The sequence below is a fragment of the Halonatronomonas betaini genome (genome assembly GCF_015666175.1).
In the GTDB taxonomy this organism is placed as follows: Bacteria; Bacillota; Halanaerobiia; order Halanaerobiales; family Halarsenatibacteraceae; genus Halonatronomonas; species Halonatronomonas betaini.
On sequence record NZ_JADPIE010000001.1, the window covers coordinates 61211 to 80490 of the forward strand.

General features: G+C 28.7%; 12 protein-coding genes. All 12 read left to right on the forward strand.

Features of this window, described 5'->3' with window-relative positions:
* The first annotated feature begins 9 nt into the window (after positions 1-9).
* The gene (locus I0Q91_RS00370) at positions 10-942 is read left to right on the forward strand and encodes an ADP-ribosylglycohydrolase family protein (RefSeq protein WP_270452140.1); all 933 of its coding nucleotides are present in this window, start codon (positions 10-12) and stop codon (positions 940-942) included.
* 408 nt (positions 943-1350) lie between these two features.
* Positions 1351-3285 carry a DEAD/DEAH box helicase gene (locus I0Q91_RS00375; RefSeq protein WP_270452142.1) on the forward strand — a complete coding sequence of 645 codons (1935 nt, stop codon included), beginning with the start codon at positions 1351-1353 and terminating at the stop codon, positions 3283-3285.
* A gap of 16 nt (positions 3286-3301) precedes the next feature.
* The gene (locus tag I0Q91_RS00380) at positions 3302-4225 is read left to right on the forward strand and encodes a hypothetical protein (protein ID WP_270452144.1); all 924 of its coding nucleotides are present in this window, start codon (positions 3302-3304) and stop codon (positions 4223-4225) included.
* 22 nt (positions 4226-4247) lie between these two features.
* Entirely contained in the window at positions 4248-7622 is a 3375-nt protein-coding gene (locus tag I0Q91_RS00385) for a DEAD/DEAH box helicase family protein (RefSeq protein ID WP_270452145.1), read from the forward strand.
* Between the two features lie 17 nt (positions 7623-7639).
* Entirely contained in the window at positions 7640-9511 is a 1872-nt protein-coding gene (locus I0Q91_RS00390) for a DUF1998 domain-containing protein (RefSeq protein ID WP_270452146.1), read from the forward strand.
* 1 nt (position 9512) lies between these two features.
* On the forward strand, positions 9513-11162 hold the full coding sequence (locus tag I0Q91_RS00395; RefSeq protein WP_270452148.1) for a nuclease-related domain-containing DEAD/DEAH box helicase: 1650 nt from the start codon (positions 9513-9515) through the stop codon (positions 11160-11162).
* A gap of 124 nt (positions 11163-11286) precedes the next feature.
* Positions 11287-13260, forward strand: coding sequence for a radical SAM protein (locus I0Q91_RS00400; RefSeq protein ID WP_270452149.1), 1974 nt, complete (start codon positions 11287-11289; stop codon positions 13258-13260).
* Between the two features lie 20 nt (positions 13261-13280).
* Positions 13281-14633, forward strand: a complete 1353-nt coding sequence (locus I0Q91_RS00405; protein ID WP_270452151.1) for an ATP-binding protein — start codon at positions 13281-13283, stop codon at positions 14631-14633.
* Positions 14634-14749: 116 nt separating this feature from the next.
* Positions 14750-17158, forward strand: coding sequence for a DEAD/DEAH box helicase family protein (locus tag I0Q91_RS00410; RefSeq protein ID WP_270452152.1), 2409 nt, complete (start codon positions 14750-14752; stop codon positions 17156-17158).
* Between the two features lie 28 nt (positions 17159-17186).
* Entirely contained in the window at positions 17187-17504 is a 318-nt protein-coding gene (locus tag I0Q91_RS00415) for a nucleoside triphosphate pyrophosphohydrolase (protein WP_270452153.1), read from the forward strand.
* A 45-nt stretch (positions 17505-17549) separates the two neighbouring features.
* A complete protein-coding gene (locus I0Q91_RS00420; RefSeq protein ID WP_270452155.1) occupies positions 17550-17846 on the forward strand; it encodes a putative quinol monooxygenase in 297 nt (98 codons plus the stop codon).
* 81 nt (positions 17847-17927) lie between these two features.
* Positions 17928-19169, forward strand: coding sequence for a GNAT family N-acetyltransferase (locus tag I0Q91_RS00425; protein ID WP_270452156.1), 1242 nt, complete (start codon positions 17928-17930; stop codon positions 19167-19169).
* Positions 19170-19280 lie beyond the last annotated feature (111 nt).

Here is a 19280-nt window from a genome sequence, read left to right on the forward strand (position 1 = left end):
TAATTGATCATGAAATTAAACCAGAACGAACAGGAAGCATATAATAAATTCAGTGGAACCCTGCTTGGCCTGGCTATTGGCGATGCCCTGGGAGCAGCTGTAGAATTTATGCCAAGAGGTGTATTTAAGAAAGTAACAGGTATGCGAGGTGGCGGCCCCCATAATCTAGACCCTGGTTACTGGACCGATGATACCAGTATGGCCCTCTGCCTGGCCGAAAGTCTCATCGAATCAGGCTTTGACTTAAAGGACCAGCTGGATAAATACCTGAAATGGTATCAAGAAGGGTATCTAAGTTCTACTGGCAGCTGCTTTGATATTGGGATTAACACTGCCCATTCCCTGGATAATTATGATAAGACCAGGGAGTTACCTCCTAAAAAAGAAAGAGCCGCCGGCAATGGCAGCTTAATGCGCCTGGCACCTGTTCCCATGTATTATCGGAACAGCTTTCAGAAAGCAGTCAAATATTCTGGCGAAAGTTCACTGACAACCCATAATAATATCATGGCAGTTGATGCCTGTTCTTTTGCTGGAGGGCTTATTCAGCAGTTTATCAATTTGAATAATAATCCAGCAGTCAGTAAAGCAGAGGTAATTAAATCAACTGCTGAGCAACTTTCCCTGGATAGCAGAGTCATCGGGGCAATCACTGGAGCCCTGGCCAAAGATTCAGATTCTGAAATATCCTCAGATGGTTTCGTCATCAATTCATTAGAGGCCAGCCTCTGGTCATTTGTAAATACCAATACCTTTGAAACAGCCGTCTTAAAAGCTGTCAACCTGGGCCATGACGCCGATACCGTAGGTGCAATCACCGGAGAAATTGCCGGAGCCTTTTATGGCAGAGATAACATCCCGGAAAGCTGGATCCAGCAGCTGGCTTTAAAAGATAAAATTTTTGAGATAATCGATGATCTCTTTGTAGAATCCAGAGTTTAATTTTAACTCCAACCTAATTATAAAATATTTTAATTAATCCAGGCTTAATCACAGATATTGCAGGAGATTATGAGTTGAATCTTTAATTATATGGTAGATGATATTTTAAATAGGTTTTAAGCTATCAGATAGCTGTTTTTTCTTATTTTGACTTAAGCCTGAATAGATTGCCTGGATTAATCTGCCAGGTGTTAAAATAGGGGTATATTTTGAGTCTGTTGAGATTTTACTGGCAGACGTTGTATTTCAGTAGTTATTTAGAAATATTATTTTCTTATAAAGAATTATTGGAGTAAATTAGCAGGAGTTCTTTGATGAAAGTAGAATTTATATGTTAGATTATATCTTAAAACAATTAATTATTTGGTGGTGGTTATAATCAAAGTATTTCCAAGTGATTATAGTAATTTGAATTTAGATAAACATGATAAACTTTTAGTTAATTCTTTAAAAAATAAGTTGACTGAAGAAAATATACTTTTACTTGATGTTAATCCACTTAAAATTAAAGATGGAGAATATCATATTTTGATTTTAAATAATAAATTAATTTTTTTAAAAAGGTTAAATTTTGATTCATTAGAATCTTTCATTCAAACAGTTAAATTTTTTTTAAAAGATAGTCAGAAAAATGATTATAAAAGATTAAAACAAAGACTAAATAATCATAGACAATTAGTTAAAGATAAAAATAATCAGTTACTAAGGTTTGATATACAAATAAAGTATTATTTACCTGATTTCAACATCAAAAATTATGAATACACTAAATTAAATAAAGAAATAAAATATTTTCTTGATGATTGTATATTTCAAAATGAATTCCGAAAAATCATAACAAATCCTCAAAAAGAATTTAAGGTATCCAATGACCAAAAAATAATTACTCACGAAATGAAAAAAGTGATTTTGCAAAAATTATCTCCAGAATATACTATTTCAAAACCTAATATTGGGGAGATTATTAATCATTCCAATACGGATGATAAGGATTATTATGTTAAATCAAATGATAGAATTGCAAATATTTATACCCTTGATGAAGAACAAATTAATATAATTAATAATATTTCTAAAGGTAACCAATTGTTACTAGCATGTGCAGGTAGTGGTAAAAGTGTTTTATTATTGTCTAAATGTTTTAAGGCGGCGAGTAAACATCCAGATAGAAAATTTTTATTAACTTGTTATAATGTAAATTTAAAAAACTATTATGAATGGCAGATTGAAGTAGCTGGTTTCAGAGAAAAAAATGTTGAATGTATTACATTTTTAGCTTTGTGTAAAAGATTAATTAAAAATAATAAATTAAAATATAATGGGAAAAGAGATGATTTTGATAAGATATTTGAAACAGTAAAGAAAGCATTAAAGGAAGGCAAAATAAATGAAAGATATTTTGGGATTTTTATTGATGAAGTTCAAATTTTTAAATCAGAATGGTATAAGTTTTGCTTCAATTTGTTAGAAAACAAAAACAGTAATGACCATTTGTTTGTTGTTTGTGGAGACTTATCCCAAAGGGTAAAACTGGAATTAGAGCAGGGTAAAGCACCATGGCAAGGAGATGAAAAACTACCTGATTTTAATAAAGAAAAGAATATAATTAGAATTGAAAAGAATTATAGAAATACTAAGCAAATTAATGATTATATAAATAGTTTTATTGGCTTAGCAAGAAATTGTTTAAGTAGACTTAGATTTAAACATGGTAGTGAAGATTTGTTTTTAAGAGGTAAAGCTTTTAGAGAAGGAGAATTACCAAAAATTCTAGAGTTAAAAAATTATAATAATAAATCTGAAGCTAAAATGATAATCAAAGAAATTGATTGTTTAATAAAAAAAGGAGTATCAATATCTGAAATAGCAGTTGTTATGTTTCATAAACAATTTAGAAGTAGGACTGGCATTCCTAATTGGGAAGATAGGCATTACAATATCTTTAATCCTTTAATAAGATTATTACATAATAATAAATATTCACATACAATATTGTTTGATTATGGGAATGAATTGAGAAGTGATTATGCTGAAAGAAAAGGAATTAATTTAATTAGTTCAGAGGGTGCACTAGGTTTAGATTTTGATGCTGTTATTTTATGTGGACTAAAACCTATGGGCCTTTATCATAATACTAAAGACGCAGAAATTATTTTTGATAAAAGCAATCCAGTTGATGAAAGACTAGAAATTGAGAAAAATTTTCATGAAAATATAACTACTTTATACACTTCTTGTACTAGGGCTAGAAACTACTTAAGTATAATATTACCTGAAACTATTGATGAGTCAATATACTCATATTTATTAAAAAAAGCAAAAGTGAAAATGTCTATAAAATAAGATAAGGGTGATTTATTTGAATATTAATGATTATGATATTGATGTTATTCAATCTGGGGAAAATTATATAATGAGTGAATCTGTTAATTGTAAAAAAAATATTATTGTAGAAAATAGCATAATATTTTTAAAAGATTTAATTACTTCGGAAAATGTTTCAGCAAGATATGACATGGTAATTTTAGGAGATTGTTACGCTAAAGAAGTTCAAGTAAATGGAAATATGATTTGTTTAGGTGATTTAAAAGTTGATAGATATATTGATGTTGGTGGAAAACTTAGTGTTTTTGGAAAATCGGATATTAAAAAAGGGATTATAGAAGCTGATATCGTTTTTGTTGGTAGTTGTTTTTTAGAAAACACTAATATTAATTCAAATTATATTGTTAAAGGAGATGATAATGGAGAGTGTAAAAATTTTAAGCTTGATTTTGGTTATGAAGATATTCAAAAGTTTTTGAAAGGTCAGGGTAGTCTTAATTATTCTCTTGATAATTCTCTATTATTACAAAATAAAATCAAAAAATATATAAAAAGATCTGAAGGGGATTTAGAGTTTGATGGGATAAATATATTATTAAAAAAGTTATCCAAATTCAATCATGAATTTAAAGAAGCTTATAAGTTTTATTCAAAAGTTTCTGAATTAAGTTTCTTAAACAAAATTACCGAGGTTAATGATTTGTTTGATTTATTAATTATTCAAGAAGAAATTCCAGAATTCATTTCTAATATTGGTCTAGTAAATGATGTCTTAAATCACTTTATTAAAAATAAAAATAATGTTCAAATCAAGAAGATTAATTTAGATAATATTGATATAAAAAAATTAAGCAAAATGATATATTTATTAAAAAAGAACAAAAAAAATTTGGATAATGAATTATACGAAAATTTAAGTGATAAATTATTAAATGAAGCTATTAATTATTTAAATTAATTTATTTTAGGGGGCGAATAATATGGTGGATAAATATAATAATATGCAACTATTTACTGAACAATTGCTAAAAGATTATAAAGAAAAAATTACTGGTGAAAACATTAAAAGAGTAATTGGGAAGAAGCCTGAAGATAAATTTTATGTCGGTAAATTATCTACTGTTAAATCAAGTGATTTAGATTCCAATGTAATTATTAATCAAATTGGCATTGATTTCTTAATAAATAAAGAGGATTTAAGTAACACAAAAATAAGTATTAGCCCTAAAGGAGACTTGTACTATAGGGTTAATCCTAAAATTGAGGAACAAAGGCATTATACACTGAATGAAATCAACCAAAATAATGACGATGTTAATTATAATGATTTTGAGGAAATTTTAAGTGAAGAAAATGATTTAACTAAGTATAAAAGTGAAGTTGTAGAAGTCTATAAAAGTTTTTCTTTATTAGATTATAATTTAAATTACATATTGAATTTAGATAAACTATATAACAATAATAAAAAAATTGGGATTGTTGACGAAAAACATGATATAAATAAAAGGTTTGCTGAAGATATAAATAATATTGAAGAAGAAATTTCAAATGATAGTGAAGTTTATAAATATATTCGTGAAGAAGTGTATTTAAAAGATTTGATATCAAGTGATACTTGGGAAAGTTTTATTAAGAAAAATGAAAGTTCAATAGATGGGCGAGTAATGTGGTCTTTAAAAATTAGAGTGGAAATTAAACCATATAAAAATAATTATTATAGAGTTTCAGTAACATTAGTTAATGATACTCCAGAAAATAACCTTAAAATAAATACTTTATTTAACTCGGGATTAGAAGTTGAAATAATTGGTTCTGAATTTGAACCATTAATATTGGATTATTTTAAAGATGATTATAAATATAATAAAGAACAGTATGGAATAGGAACAAATTGTACAGTAATTAAAAAAGATAATTCAAACACATTATCAACCACACATTTACCTATTTACAGACAATATAGACTTAAGCCCAAAGTTGATTTATCAGTTAAATTTGAAGACTTAATTAATAATACTAATAAAACTTTAAATAATATATATCAAGAAATGATAAATGAGTTAGCAAAGTGGGAAGAAAGATATGATGATATTAGTAGCTCTTTAACGATAGAAGGAAAAAAGCAGTTCAAACAAGAAATTGAAGATTTTAAATTGGAAAAAAATAGATTTAAGCATGGTGTTGAGATAATTAAAAACTATGAAGAAATAAAATCTGCGTTTTTATTAATGAATAAAACTTTTTTTAATACAAATAAAAATTTTGATAGCTGGAGATTGTTTCAAATTGTTTTTATTGTTTCTTTAATTCCAGATATAGCAGAATGTGAAGATGGTTTATTATTAGATAGTGAAAAAGATAAATCTAATTTAGAAAATGTAGACCTTCTTTATTTTCCAACTGGAGGAGGTAAAACAGAAGCCTTTTTAGGAGTGGTAGTTTTTAATTTGTTTTTTGATAGAATCAGACAGAAACTAATGGGAACTACTTCTTTAATTAAATATCCACTGAGATTATTATCAATCCAGCAGGTTCAAAGAATAGCTAATATTTTGGCAACTGCTAATAATATTAAAAATAAAAACAATATAAAAGGTAAAGAATTTTCATTAGGTTATTATGTTGGCAGTCAAAATACTCCAAATAGACTAGAAAAAAATATTGAAGCAGAGTTAAGAAAAGGTCAGGAACAATTAAATGAAGATTATAAAATACTAGAATTATGTCCTAATTGTGGTTCCGAAAACATAAATATTAAAATCTTGAAAAATAAGAATAGGTTAATTCATGAATGCGATAATAGTAGCTGCAGCTATGATGGGCCTTTGCCTATATATATAGTTGATCAAGAGATTTATCGATATTTGCCATCAGTTATAGTTAGTACTATAGATAAACAAGCTGCTTTAGGATATCAATCAAATTTCCGAAATGTTTTAGGAGAGCCTAAATTATTTGAGTGTTCAGACCATGGTTTTACAAGTAAAAATAAATGTTTAGTAAAAGGTTGTGAAAATAATTTTGAAGATTTTAAAACAATTAATATTCATGATCCAGCACCATCATTGATGATTCAAGATGAATTACATTTATTAAGGGAATCTCTTGGAGTTTATGATGCTCATTATGAAACTTTTATGCAGTATTATATAAATAATTTATCTAAATCAAAAAGACCATTGAAAATTATTGGAGCTACAGCTACTATTACTTCATATCACGAACAAATTTATCATCTATATAATGGGAAGCCGATTAGATTTCCATCTGAATCACCATTTTTAGATGAGGATTTTTACTCATATGTTGATAAAGATGAGTTGCATAGAATTATTTTGGGTTTAGCACCTTTTGGAAAAGCTATAGTAAATAGTGTGGCTTATTCATTAAAATATTTAAAAGAGATTTTATGGAATTACTATAATGATTTAAGTAAAGTATTAAGTATTGAAGGAATGGAACTATCAGATGAAGAGGAAGCAAAAGAAATTTTAGATTTTTATTGGATGATTCTTCAATATAATAATGTTAAATCTGATGCTAATAGAGTAATAAATGCTATTGATGATCCTATTAATGTTGAGTTAGAAAATGAAAAAGTTCAACCATTTGAGATTAGAAAAATGACGGGAGATGATACGTTTCAAGATGTTAGGAGGATATTAGCTGAAATAGAAAATAAAGAATCTATGTTTGAAGGTTTTAATATGATTACAGCAACTAGTATGATATCTCATGGTGTAGATGCAGATAGATTTAATCAGATGTTATTTTTTGGAATACCAAGACATACAGCTGAATATATTCAGGCATATAGTAGGGTAGGAAGAAAGTATCCAGGGTTTATAATTATGATAATGAGACCGACTAGAGAAAGGGACCAAAGTTATTTAAGAAACTTTATTAAATTTCACGAATTTAAAGATATACTTGTAGAACCAGTTCCAGTAAATAGATGGGCAACTAAAGCCGTAGATAAGACTTTACCTGGAATAATATCTGGTTTATTGATAAATTATTATGATTCTAAAGAAGAATTAAAAGATCATAAAATATATATGATGCAAAGTCTTCAAAGTGCAATACAAAATGAACTCATAGAAAAACAAGAATTTAAAAATCATATATATAAAATTTATGGATGTATTGATTCAGAAGGGGAGAAAGAAATAGGTCGACAATATAGACAAAGAATTTCTAAAATTGTTGATGAATTTTTTGATAAGGTAACACATGAAAATTATTCTCGAGAAAAGAATCCATATATTACAAAGGGCATTGGGGAATTACTCACTTATAAACCAATGTTTAGTTTAAGAGATACAGATGAGGATGTTAAGGTGGCATTAAGATAAAAAAGGGAGGATATTATATGTCAAGTTATGAAATGAAAAGAGGCTTAAATCAGGTATTATATAAATATTTACCAGACTCTTGGATAGATTTCTATATAACTGAAATGAGAAGAAGTTATACTGCTAAAGTTCAGCATTGGAATAGTGTGCCTATATCAGATAATAAAATTAATAAAAGAAGATTATTAGAGTCTGTAAATAGAGCAATTGAATCTTATAAGAGTGGTAGAAATAAAATTATTGGTTTCGGAGAAGAAATTAATCAAGAAACTTATGAAGTATTAACACCTAAAAAAGGGAAAAATTATGGGGTAGAAGCGAAAGTGAGTCCATTAACGTTTTTTTGTAATAAATGTTTTTCTGTATATTCATTTAAAAATAGTGAAGATTATTTAAATAATAATCACAAACAATTTTGTAGTGAATGTAATATTCCATTAAAACAAATTAGACTTATTTATGCATGTAAATGTGGATGGGCCGGTCCTGTACAGAAGAAAAGTTGTAGAGCACACGGATATAAAAATATTAAAATAGTTCCTGGTCAATTCAAATTCAGGTGTGGGATTTGCAATTCAGAATATCAAATGGTAACTACATGTCCTGATTGTAATAGTAAAGTCTTTCCGAAAAATGCTTTGGGCTGGGAAATGTATATACCATTTTCTTTGAATTTAATAGATTTAGTTGAAAATGATTATGAAAAATTTATGTCTACTACAGATAATGGGGCAGAGATTATAATTGCAAACAGACTGAAAAAAATAGATGATGATCAATTAGACCAATTAATGCAAAACAATTCTAAAGTAATAAGTGAAGCAAAAAGGAAAAAGCTTTTAGAACAAAAAGTACAAGATTTTATCAAAAGAGGAATGCCTAAAAAGTTTGCTGTGATGGCAGCAAAGGATAGTTTAGAAACTCAATTTGGTGATTCAACAATAACTGAATCAGTTGATTTTGTAAGAAGTGGTCTTATAAAAAATTCAGAAGCAGAGCTTTTAAATCAAGCTGAAATAATTTTAGAATATAAAACTATTCTTGATAGTTTTGATTCTTCAGATTTAAAAGATGCAATAGGGACTGCTAAGTTATTAAATACTAATGCTAATCCAGAAAAATATTTTGAAACTGCTAAGGATTTTGGTATTGAACATACTCAGGTAAGTGGTTCAGTTCCTTTTGTATCGGTTTCTTATGGATATACAAGGCGAGAAATTGAAGGAGAAGGTGTCAATTTAAGAGGTTTTACTAGAGAAATGAACAATAAATATAATGTTTATGCAAATAAGTTAGAGACTGAAGGGGTTTTATTTGAATTTAATAAAGAAAAAATTATTAATTGGCTTTTAAAAAATAATTTTATTGATAAAAATGATCAACCATTAAATTATGATGAAGATACATTGAGGTTGTGGTTTTTAAATAATATTAATACAGAAATAATAACGCCGTTTAATGAAATAGATAGTGAAGAAAACCCAATAACATATTATGTGTACAACTTAATTCACTCTATATCTCATGCATTAATAAATCAAGCTTCACAATTATGTGGATTAGATAAAAACTCTTTATCTGAGTATCTTTTTCCTAATATACCAGCTATTTTTATTTATTGCCAAAACTCACAAGGTTTTAATTTAGGAGCTTTGTTTAACTTATTTGAGGCTTATTTTGAAAAATGGTTGAAATCAGCTTTGAATGAAATTGATAAATGTATTTTTGATCCTATTTGTATTGAAAAAACTCAAGCTTGTTCAGGTTGCTTATTCTTAAATGAAATCTCATGTTCTCATTTTAATAAGGATTTAAATAGAGGTTTTTTGATAGGGAGATATGATATAGAACAAGATGAAAGAATTTTTGGTTTCTGGGAGGATATTTAATATGGCAATAATGTATCCAAAAGATATTGAAAGCATGAAATATACTGAATCTGAAAAAGTTTTTTATAATACATTAGAAAATCAATTAAGTGACGATTATCATGTGTTTTTTTCAATTAGCTGGTTAGATGAAGTAGATGGAGTTAGAGAAAATAGTGAATGTGATTTTTTGATTTTTAATTCTCAATACGGCTTTATAACAATTGAGGTTAAAGGTGGACATGGTATAGAATATAAGAATGGAAATTGGAAGTTGATTTATGATTATGATGATAATAATAATATTAATGATTATAGAAAGTTAAAAAAAAGCCCCTTTCAACAATCAAGAAAAAGTATGTATTATTTTAAAAATTATTATCAAGAACAATATAATGAGAATTATAGAGGAGTTTATGGATATGCTGTGGCTTTTCCCTTTTATTCTGTTGAAGCTAAAGATTTAAATAGTGAAGCTGTTGACAATATAATCATTGATTATAATGATTTAGATAATATAGAAACTAAATTAAATCAGATTTACCATTATTGGAAAGGTTATAGAAATCGATTTACTTATTTATCCTCTTCAGAAAAGAAACAATTTATAAAGTTAGTAAATAAAAGAATTGCTCTATCAGCTGCAGCCGGGGCTTTAATAGATCATAAACAAAAACAGTTGAAGGAAATTAATAGAATTCAAGATGCGTTTATTAGTTTCATTAAAAATTATAATCAAGCTTTTATAACTGGAGGAGCAGGAACAGGTAAAACATGGATAGCTATGAAGAAAGCGAGAAATTTGATTGAAAAGAATAATCAAGTTTTATTTTTATGTTATAATTCAAAACTTGCTAACTTTATTGATATGAAATTAAGAGATACTAAAATTAAAGTTTTAACTATAAATAAACTTTTATATAATATATTAGGAAATAAAAATTATAATAAAATGATGAATGATAAAAATTTTGATGTTATAAGTCATATTGATTTTGATGTAATTACAAATTATGATTCAATAATTATTGATGAAGGTCAAGACTTTAAAGAAGATTGGGCATTTATTGTTAAAGGATTATTGGAAGATAATAAAAACTCTGAGTTATATGTTTTTTATGATTTTGACCAAAATATTTTTGGGAATGATTTTGGTGAAGAGTTCATGATTGATAATCCTCCATTTATTTTAAATGAAAATTTAAGAAACACTTCAAATATTTTCAATTGGACAGCAAAAAAGACTGGATATGGGCAAAATCAAAAACCAAATATCTTAGAAGGTGCTGAGCCAGAAGTTTCTTCATTTAATAAAAACAATCAAGCTAGAAGATTTTTGAACCAATTGTTGAATCAGTTAATATTGAATGAAAAAGTATCTAATAAATCATTAGTAATATTAAGTAATAGGCTAAAAGAAAATTCTATATTATCAAACAAGACAGAAATAGGAAGCTTTAAAATAAAAGAAAAATTGCCATGGGAATTAAATAATGAAAATGAAATATCTTATATTACTTTACAGAGTTTTAAAGGGTTAGAATCAGATGTAGTTATTTATTTAAATCATTCTGAGGAAAGCTATAACTTGGATTATGATATTAAGAAATATGAGTATGTTGCATATACCAGAGCAAGATTTTATTTATATGTTTTAAATATTAATAACTAAAGATCGACTTATAAAATAATGTATGCTATAATTATTAATATAATGATACTTAGGAGTGTATTGAATGTCAACGATACTTTTATTAGAACCATCATATAAAAATAAATACCCCCCTTTAGGCTTGATGAAAATATCTGCTTATCATAAAGATATTGGTGATAAAGTTGTTTTTTCAAAAGGCAAATTATCTTCTGACTTAAAAAAGTTAACTTATGATAGGGTATATATTACTACCTTATTTACTTTTGAATGGAATAAAACAATTGCAACTATAGAATATGCAAAAGAGTTAATTAATGATATACCTAAGATTTTTGTTGGAGGAATAGCATCAACCCTTATGCCAGGTGATATTGAAGCCGAAACGGGTATTAAGCCTATATTAAAAAGACTTGATAATTGTAATGAAGAAGCTAAAAGAAGAATTGGGTATGATAGCAAGCATATAATAGATAATTATACACCTGATTATGATATATTAAGCCAGATAGAATATGACTACTCTTATAGTGATTCATATTTTGCTTTTATGACTAGAGGTTGTGGTATGCATTGTGAGTTTTGTGCAGTAGATACATTAGAACCAGAGTATAATCCCTATATTTCTATTAAAGAACAAATAAGAGACATTGATGATAAATACGGAGAGAAAAAGGACCTTTTACTAATGGATAATAATGTTTTAGTTTCTCCATATTTTAAAGAGATAATCAAAGAAATAAAAGAACTTGGTTATTATAAGGGTAATGATAAAGGAATAGTTGACTTTAACCAGGGGTTAGATGCTAATATACTTGCTAAAAATGAGAATAAGGCTAAACTTTTAGGTGAAATAGAGATAAAGCCTGCTAGGATAGCTTTCGACCATATTGAAGATAAGGAAGTTTATTTTCAAGCAATAAATAATTGCATTAAATATGATATTAGATATTTTTCTAATTATATGCTTTATAATGCTGATAGTTTTGAAGGAAAAGGGCAAAAATATAAAGCAGATGCTCCCGAAGATTTATATAATAGAATTAAATACACATTAGAATTTCAAGAAGAATATAATAAAAATAAATGTGAAGAAGAGAAAATTCAAATATATTCTTTTCCAATGAAGTATATTCCTTTAGAATCAAAGGATAGAAACTATATTTCAGAACCAAATTGGAACAAAAAATATTTAAGGTCTATTCAGGTTATGTTATTGCCAATGCAAGGCGTAGGGGGAGTTAGCGAAACTTTTTTTAGAAAAGCTTTTGGTGAAAATGTTGGACAATTTTTAATGAACATTAAAATGCCAGAATCTATTTTAATGAAAAGAGGTAAGTTTTTAAGAAGAGACAATGAAGATGAAATAAAGTGGAATGAGAGAATCAATTCTGATCCAGAAGCAATTAATGCAAAGAAATATTATGATAAATGGATTGATTTATATAATAAAATAAAAAAGAAAGATTTAGAAGATGAACTTATTAAAGTAATTGGCTCTAACTCTTTTAGGTATAATAGTTTTTTTAATATAGCTTCTGATCTTACAAAAAAAATATATCTTTTTTATTTGAGTAATAATCAGATTTTGCTGTTATTAAATAAACTGAGAAATATGAATAAAGATAATGATATCAATATAGTTTTGGATGTTATTAATGATGATTCTATTAATTTATATAATGATATTTTAAATTATATTTATTATAATAATGGCTCCTGGAAAAAACTTAAAGGTATTTTCAGTATTTATGGTAATCAGTTTGTAAAAGATATTATTAAAATTTGGGTGAACGATGATTTAGAAAATGATATTATATTAGATAAAATAAAAGAGGCAGCATTTTTCTTAGATAAAAAGATAATTAATATAAATAAACTTAAGGGTTTAAAAAGGTATATTGATTCAGGCTGTTTAAACCAAAATGAAGTTAAAAATGCCAAAAACTTTATTTTAGATTTAAATGAAGATAATATCACTAGAATTTTAGAAGATAATTTTGAGAAATTCAAGAATCAATTAAAAAAGAATAATGAATTTGAAGTTTGTTATGATGAGATTGAAAAAAAGATTGATGTTATTACTGCTTCATTAAATGAGCAAATGTCTCTTTTTTGAGAGGGTTGTAGGTGATATAAATGAATGAAGAAATAATTGTAGGTAAATATACTTTAGAGTCGTTAACCATGGGTATGTATTCTAATGCTATGGTTATTTATAGAGAATATATACAAAATAGTGTTGATGCTATAAATCAAGCTATTAATAATGGTTTAATTAATAAGGATGAAGGTAAGATTGAAATCATTGTAGACAAAGATAATGCTAGAATAACAATTAAAGATAATGGTATTGCAATCCCTCAAGGGCAAGTTTTAAAGACATTATTAGATATTGGCAATTCTAATAAAGATATAGAAAGTTCTAATGGGTTCCGAGGTATTGGTAGATTAGCTGGTTTGAGTTACTGTCAGAACTTAAAATTCGTTACTTCTTATGAGGGTGAGACAGATAAGTCAATTGTTAAATTTGATTCAGCTAAACTGAATGAATATATGAAACCAGGAAAATATAATGATTATGACTTGATTTCAGTTATAAAGGATATTACAGATTATAAATTTGTTGATGATAAAGAAGACACACACTTTTTTAAAGTAATTCTTGAAGATGTAGAAAATTATGATCAAATTTTAGATTTTCAAGAAGTTAAAAATTACTTATCTCAAATAGCCCCGGTTTCTTATGATTCTGGTAAATTTAGTTTTGCAAATGAAATAAAAGATAAGTTTGAAGACAATGGAATTATAATACCTGAATATAAGATTTTAATATCCAATAAAGAAAAAAAAGAATTAATAAATAAAAGCTTTTGTGATTCATTTTCATCGAATAGGTCTAAAAAGGTAAATGATTCAATTAAAGATATAGGATATAAATTTATTGAAGATGAAAATGGGGTAATTATTGCAGGGTTATGGTATGCAAAATCAAATTATTATGGGACAATTTCTAATAACAATATTAAAGGTATACGCTTAAGGAAAGGGAATTTTCAAATAGGCGATAGATTTGTATTAACTTCAATGTTTAAAGAAGATAGATTTAGTGGTTGGTTTCAAGGGGAAGTCCATGTGGTAGATGACAGGTTTATTCCTAATTCAAGAAGAGATAATTTTGAAAAAAGCAAACTCTATTATTATTTGATTGATCAACTTTCTAAAGTGGGTAATAGTCTATCAAAAGAAATTAGAAAGATTTCTCAAGAGAGAAATAAAATAAAAAAAGATAAAGAATTATTTAATGACTTAGATATTCTAACAGGAGAAAAAACTTTAGATATTGATTATAAAATTTTGGCTTTGCTTAAGCATATTCCTAAACAAGATAAAAAAGTAATAAATAAGATCCTCAATATTTTAGACTCTGATTCTGATATTAATGATAATCAAACTGAAAAAATAATAAATAAAATTTTATTAAACTATTAATTATTGAAAGCATCATCTATATTCTTATTTATCAGGATTAGGTGGTGCTTAAATTTTATATATTAATTTATAAATCTATATAACCTTATATTCTCATTTCGAAAGCAGGTGAGACAATGGTTCCAATAAACCTAACCAACGCCATAACAGGCCGAAATAATGATCTATATAATAGAATAAAGGCAGAGATTAATGGTGCAGATGAAATAAAATTTTTGGTTTCATTTATTCGTGAATCAGGGGCATTTCTTATTGCCGATGATCTTAAAAAGGCTGCTTTAAAAGGTGCCAGAATTAAAATTTTAACGTCAGATTATTTAAATATAACTGAACCAGCAGCTCTTTATTTACTGAAAGATAAATTAGGCAAGCTGGCTGAAATTAGAATGATTGATCTTGAAGAAATACCGTTTCATCCTAAGGCTTACTTTTTCAGAGATGGTGAAAAGAAAAGACTTTATATAGGCTCATCTAATCTTTCATACTCAGCTTTAAATCACAGTATTGAATGGAATTATAAGCTTGAAGAAGAACAGGATCCTCAGGCATTTGAAGAATTTACTGAGGATTTTAATGATCTCTTTGAAAATAATTCAATTGAATTAACTGATCAATTACTCAGGGAATATGCCAGCGGCTGGAAGAAGCATGAATTAATAAAGATTGTTGAAGACGAAGAGGATGAGTTATTAGGTGATGGAAAAGATGAAATTAAACCAAGAGGCGCCCAGCATGAAGCCCTTTATGAATTAGAGCTGGCAAGGGAAGAAGGTGTTGAAAAAGGCCTGGTTGCAGCAGCAACCGGGGTTGGGAAGACCTATCTGGCAGCTTTTGATTCACTTCAGTATGATAAAGCTTTATTTGTCGCTCATCGTGAAGAAATTTTGCGCCAGGCCAGAGATTCCTATCAGACAATAGAGCCTGACCGAAATTATACTTTTTTTAATGGTCAGGAGAAAGATGCTTCTGGTGATGTCGTATTCGCCAGTGTTCAGACACTTAGAAAAGAGAAATATTTAAATAAATATTTTGAGCCAGATACCTTTGATTACATAGTAGTTGATGAATTTCATCATGCTGCGGCCGATAGCTACTTGAATGTTCTGGATTATTTTGAGCCAGAATTTTTACTCGGACTTACTGCTACACCATATCGGATGGATAACCAGGATGTTTTTGCCCTCTGCAATGATAATTTAATTTATGAAATAGATCTTAAAAGCGCAATTAATCGTGACTTACTGGTACCATTTAAATATTATGGAATATATGACCCAGAAGTTGATTATGAGGATATTAGTACCAGCCAGGGTAAATATGTTGTCAAAGAGCTTGAAGAAAAATTATCGACTCATCGGAGAGGTGATCTGGTATATAAGAATTACAGGCGACTGGGTGGCGAAAGTACTCTTGGATTTTGTGCTTCTATAGCTCATGCCAGATATATGGCTAATTATTTTAACAGACAGAAAGGAGTTAAAGCTGCAACTGTCCATAGTTCGCCGAAAAAAGGTGAATTTTTTATGGATAGAGAAGAAGCAGTTATATCCTTAAAGAATGGGGATATAGATATTATCTTTGCAGTTGATATTTTTAATGAGGGCGTTGATATACCGGTGCTTGATACTGTTTTATTTCTCAGGCCTACAGAATCTTATGTTGTCTTTTTACAGCAGCTAGGCCGGGGATTAAGAAAATATCAGGGCAAGGATCATTTGAAAGTGATTGATTTTATAGGTAATTATAAGCGGGCTCATTATTTGCCTTATTTACTGGCAGGAGTTAATCCACTGGATAGGGATTATAAAAAAGGGGAGAGACTTGATAACCTTGAATATCCTGAAAACTGTGAGATTAATATTGATTTTGAAGCTATTGATTTATTTGAAGAGATGAAAAAGAACGATCCTCTGGAAAAGAGAATGGCTGATGAATATTATCGTTTAAAAGAAAGTCTTGGCCGGAGGCCACTCCGTTATGACATATACACCGGCTCAGATCTAGATACTAAAGATTTTATCAGGAGAAAATATAATGATGTTAAAGGTTATCTGCGGTTTTTAAATGATCTAGATGAATTAAATTCTGAAGAAGAAAATTGGCTAGGAACAATTGCAGAAGAATTTTTGATTGAACTGGAGAAGACAAGCATGACAAAATCATATAAAATGCCAGTTCTGCTGGCACTTGTTCAAAAAGATAAACTACAACAGTCTGTTAGTCTTAAAAAGGTCGGCGAAAGTTTTATGGATTTCTATAAGAATAATAAGCAGCATCAGAAGGATTTAAATAATAAACGCCATAAAAACTGGCAAAATTGGGATCTTGAAAAATTCATTAAAGAAGCAGTCAGGAATCCAGTTAAATTTTTAAGTAAAAGGGAATTCTTTATTCATGACGAAATAAATAAAGAGTTTAGATTACATGATGATCTGGCACCATATTTAACAGACTGTCTTAAAGAGCATTTACTTGATATAATAAAATATAGGAAGACCAGATATTTTAAGAGACGTTTTAAATAAATGATTAAAGAAAGGATGACGCAGGTATATGATCAAATACAACAAACTTATCCGGGATAAAATCCCTGAAATAATCGAAACCGACGGCAAAGATTACAAAGTCAAAAAACTTGAGGATGAAGAATACCTTAAATCCCTTAATGCCAAGCTCCAGGAGGAGTTAGACGAATATCAGGAATCAGGTGAGGTCGAAGAACTGGCCGATCTTCTGGAGATAATCTATGCAATTTTAGATTATAAGGATATCTCTAGAGAAAAGCTAGAGCAGATTCGCCAGGAAAAAGCTGAAGCCAGAGGCGGCTTTGCTAAAAAGCTATTTTTAATCGGGGTTGAAGCTAAAGAATAATAAATAGTTTTAAAGTTGAGTTATATCAAACAAGGGGGTTATAAAATGATTAAAGTTGTGGCAAAATTTATTGTACAGGAAGATAAAATTCAGGTATTTAAAGACAGGGTAGTGGACTTAATAGAAAAAACCAGGCAGGAAGAGGGCAATATTTTTTATGAGTTATATCAGGATGCAAATAATCCTCAGATCTTAACATTTATTGAAGAATGGGAGAGCCAGGAGGCTTTAAAGGAACATATGGGGACTGATCATTTCCAGGAGACAGTACCTGAACTGGAAGATTTATTAATCGAGGAAATGGACGAGGTAGAAATCAATATTTATAAGCTGTTTAAATAGAGTAATTGTTTTATTTAAGTAACTATAATTATTTATTTTAAAAACATATTAAAATTATGGGAATACAGAGAGGAGGCTGTCATGAAAATTATCGGGGAAAAGGTAATAATCAGGCCGACTGAGGATAAAGATCTGGAAAATATCCAGGGTTTATGGAATAACGGTGATGTTATGGAATCAGTTGGCTATCCTGATGGGCTTGGCCAGACTTATGCCCAGATGGGAATCTGGTTTAAAAATTTAAAAAAGACTGACCTGGCCAATCATTATGTCGTTTTAGACAAAGATAATAATTTTTGTGGCGAGCTATTATACAGGAAGGACCCAGAAGATAAACGGGCCGGGCTAGATATTAAGTTTTTGCCTGAGGCCCAGGGCAGAGGTCTGGCTACTGAGGCTCTACAATTATTTATTGAGTATATTTTTAATATAATAGAGGATGTTGAGGCTGTCTGGGCTGAACCTGCAGAGCAGAATACAGCTGCCAGGGATTTATATACCAGGGCAGGTCTCCAGGAAAAGGAAAGACCTGCTGATTTGATAAATGAAGATCCTTATTGGGAATTAACAAAAGCTGACTGGCAGGAAATTGATTATTCAAGTAAATTAGTTAGATTCAGGAGCAATATTTTAATGAAGACAATTGATTATAAAGATGTCTATACAGAAGGTGGCAGGAAGGTGCTTGAAGTTGGCATCCTGCCAGGTAAGTACTGTAATTTTGACTGTGTATTCTGTCCCTTTAGCAGGACTGATAATAAAGTTGATCAGCAGCAGTCTTTTGAGGGTTTGGATTCTGCTATAGAAGAGTTTGGAGAGCTGCTGGAAGAAAATAAGCTGGATCTAGTTTATTTGAGTTCCACAGGTGAATCTATCTTAAATCAAGCTGCTGGTCCTATTATTGATATGATTAAGGCTAAAGGAATTTCAGTCCGCCTCTTATCTAATGGCTATCTACTAGGTGTGGATAAATATCTGAAAATAGCCAGCAAATGCGATGAGGTTATCGGTGAAATTGCAGCTGTAACTGAAGCTGATTTCCAGAAACTGCAGCGCCCTATGACTGGCTATAACCTTGAAGAATATATATTTAATATGGTTAAATTTAATCAGCAATATGATGGGGTCTTTATCCTGGATATTGCAATGCTTAAAGGGTACAATGATGATGAGGTTTCTATTCAGAGATTGAAGGGTCTTATAGAAAAGATAGCACCAGATAGGATAGTAGTAAATAATGTAAGCGATCCTGAGCTTAAGAAACAGTTTGGAGTAAGTACTGAGAGGTTAAACCAGATTAGAGAGGTTTTAGCTAATATCTAACTGGATATGTCTTCTGGTGGTCTTTGTTCACTTAGCTCATTTTGTATGGTATAATTATGGTATGTATATAAAGATTTTGACGGCTTAGATTGTTGTTATATTAACTTATCT

Coding starts and splice junctions, on each gene's coding strand:
- I0Q91_RS00370 (WP_270452140.1), top strand. CDS start 10: ATGAAATTAAACCAGAACGAACAGGAAGCATATAATAAATTCAGTGGA.
- I0Q91_RS00385 (WP_270452145.1), top strand. CDS start 4,248: ATGGTGGATAAATATAATAATATGCAACTATTTACTGAACAATTGCTA.
- I0Q91_RS00390 (WP_270452146.1), top strand. CDS start 7,640: ATGTCAAGTTATGAAATGAAAAGAGGCTTAAATCAGGTATTATATAAA.
- I0Q91_RS00395 (WP_270452148.1), top strand. CDS start 9,513: ATGGCAATAATGTATCCAAAAGATATTGAAAGCATGAAATATACTGAA.
- I0Q91_RS00400 (WP_270452149.1), top strand. CDS start 11,287: ATGAAAATATCTGCTTATCATAAAGATATTGGTGATAAAGTTGTTTTT.
- I0Q91_RS00405 (WP_270452151.1), top strand. CDS start 13,281: ATGAATGAAGAAATAATTGTAGGTAAATATACTTTAGAGTCGTTAACC.
- I0Q91_RS00410 (WP_270452152.1), top strand. CDS start 14,750: ATGGTTCCAATAAACCTAACCAACGCCATAACAGGCCGAAATAATGAT.
- I0Q91_RS00415 (WP_270452153.1), top strand. CDS start 17,187: ATGATCAAATACAACAAACTTATCCGGGATAAAATCCCTGAAATAATC.
- I0Q91_RS00420 (WP_270452155.1), top strand. CDS start 17,550: ATGATTAAAGTTGTGGCAAAATTTATTGTACAGGAAGATAAAATTCAG.
- I0Q91_RS00425 (WP_270452156.1), top strand. CDS start 17,928: ATGAAAATTATCGGGGAAAAGGTAATAATCAGGCCGACTGAGGATAAA.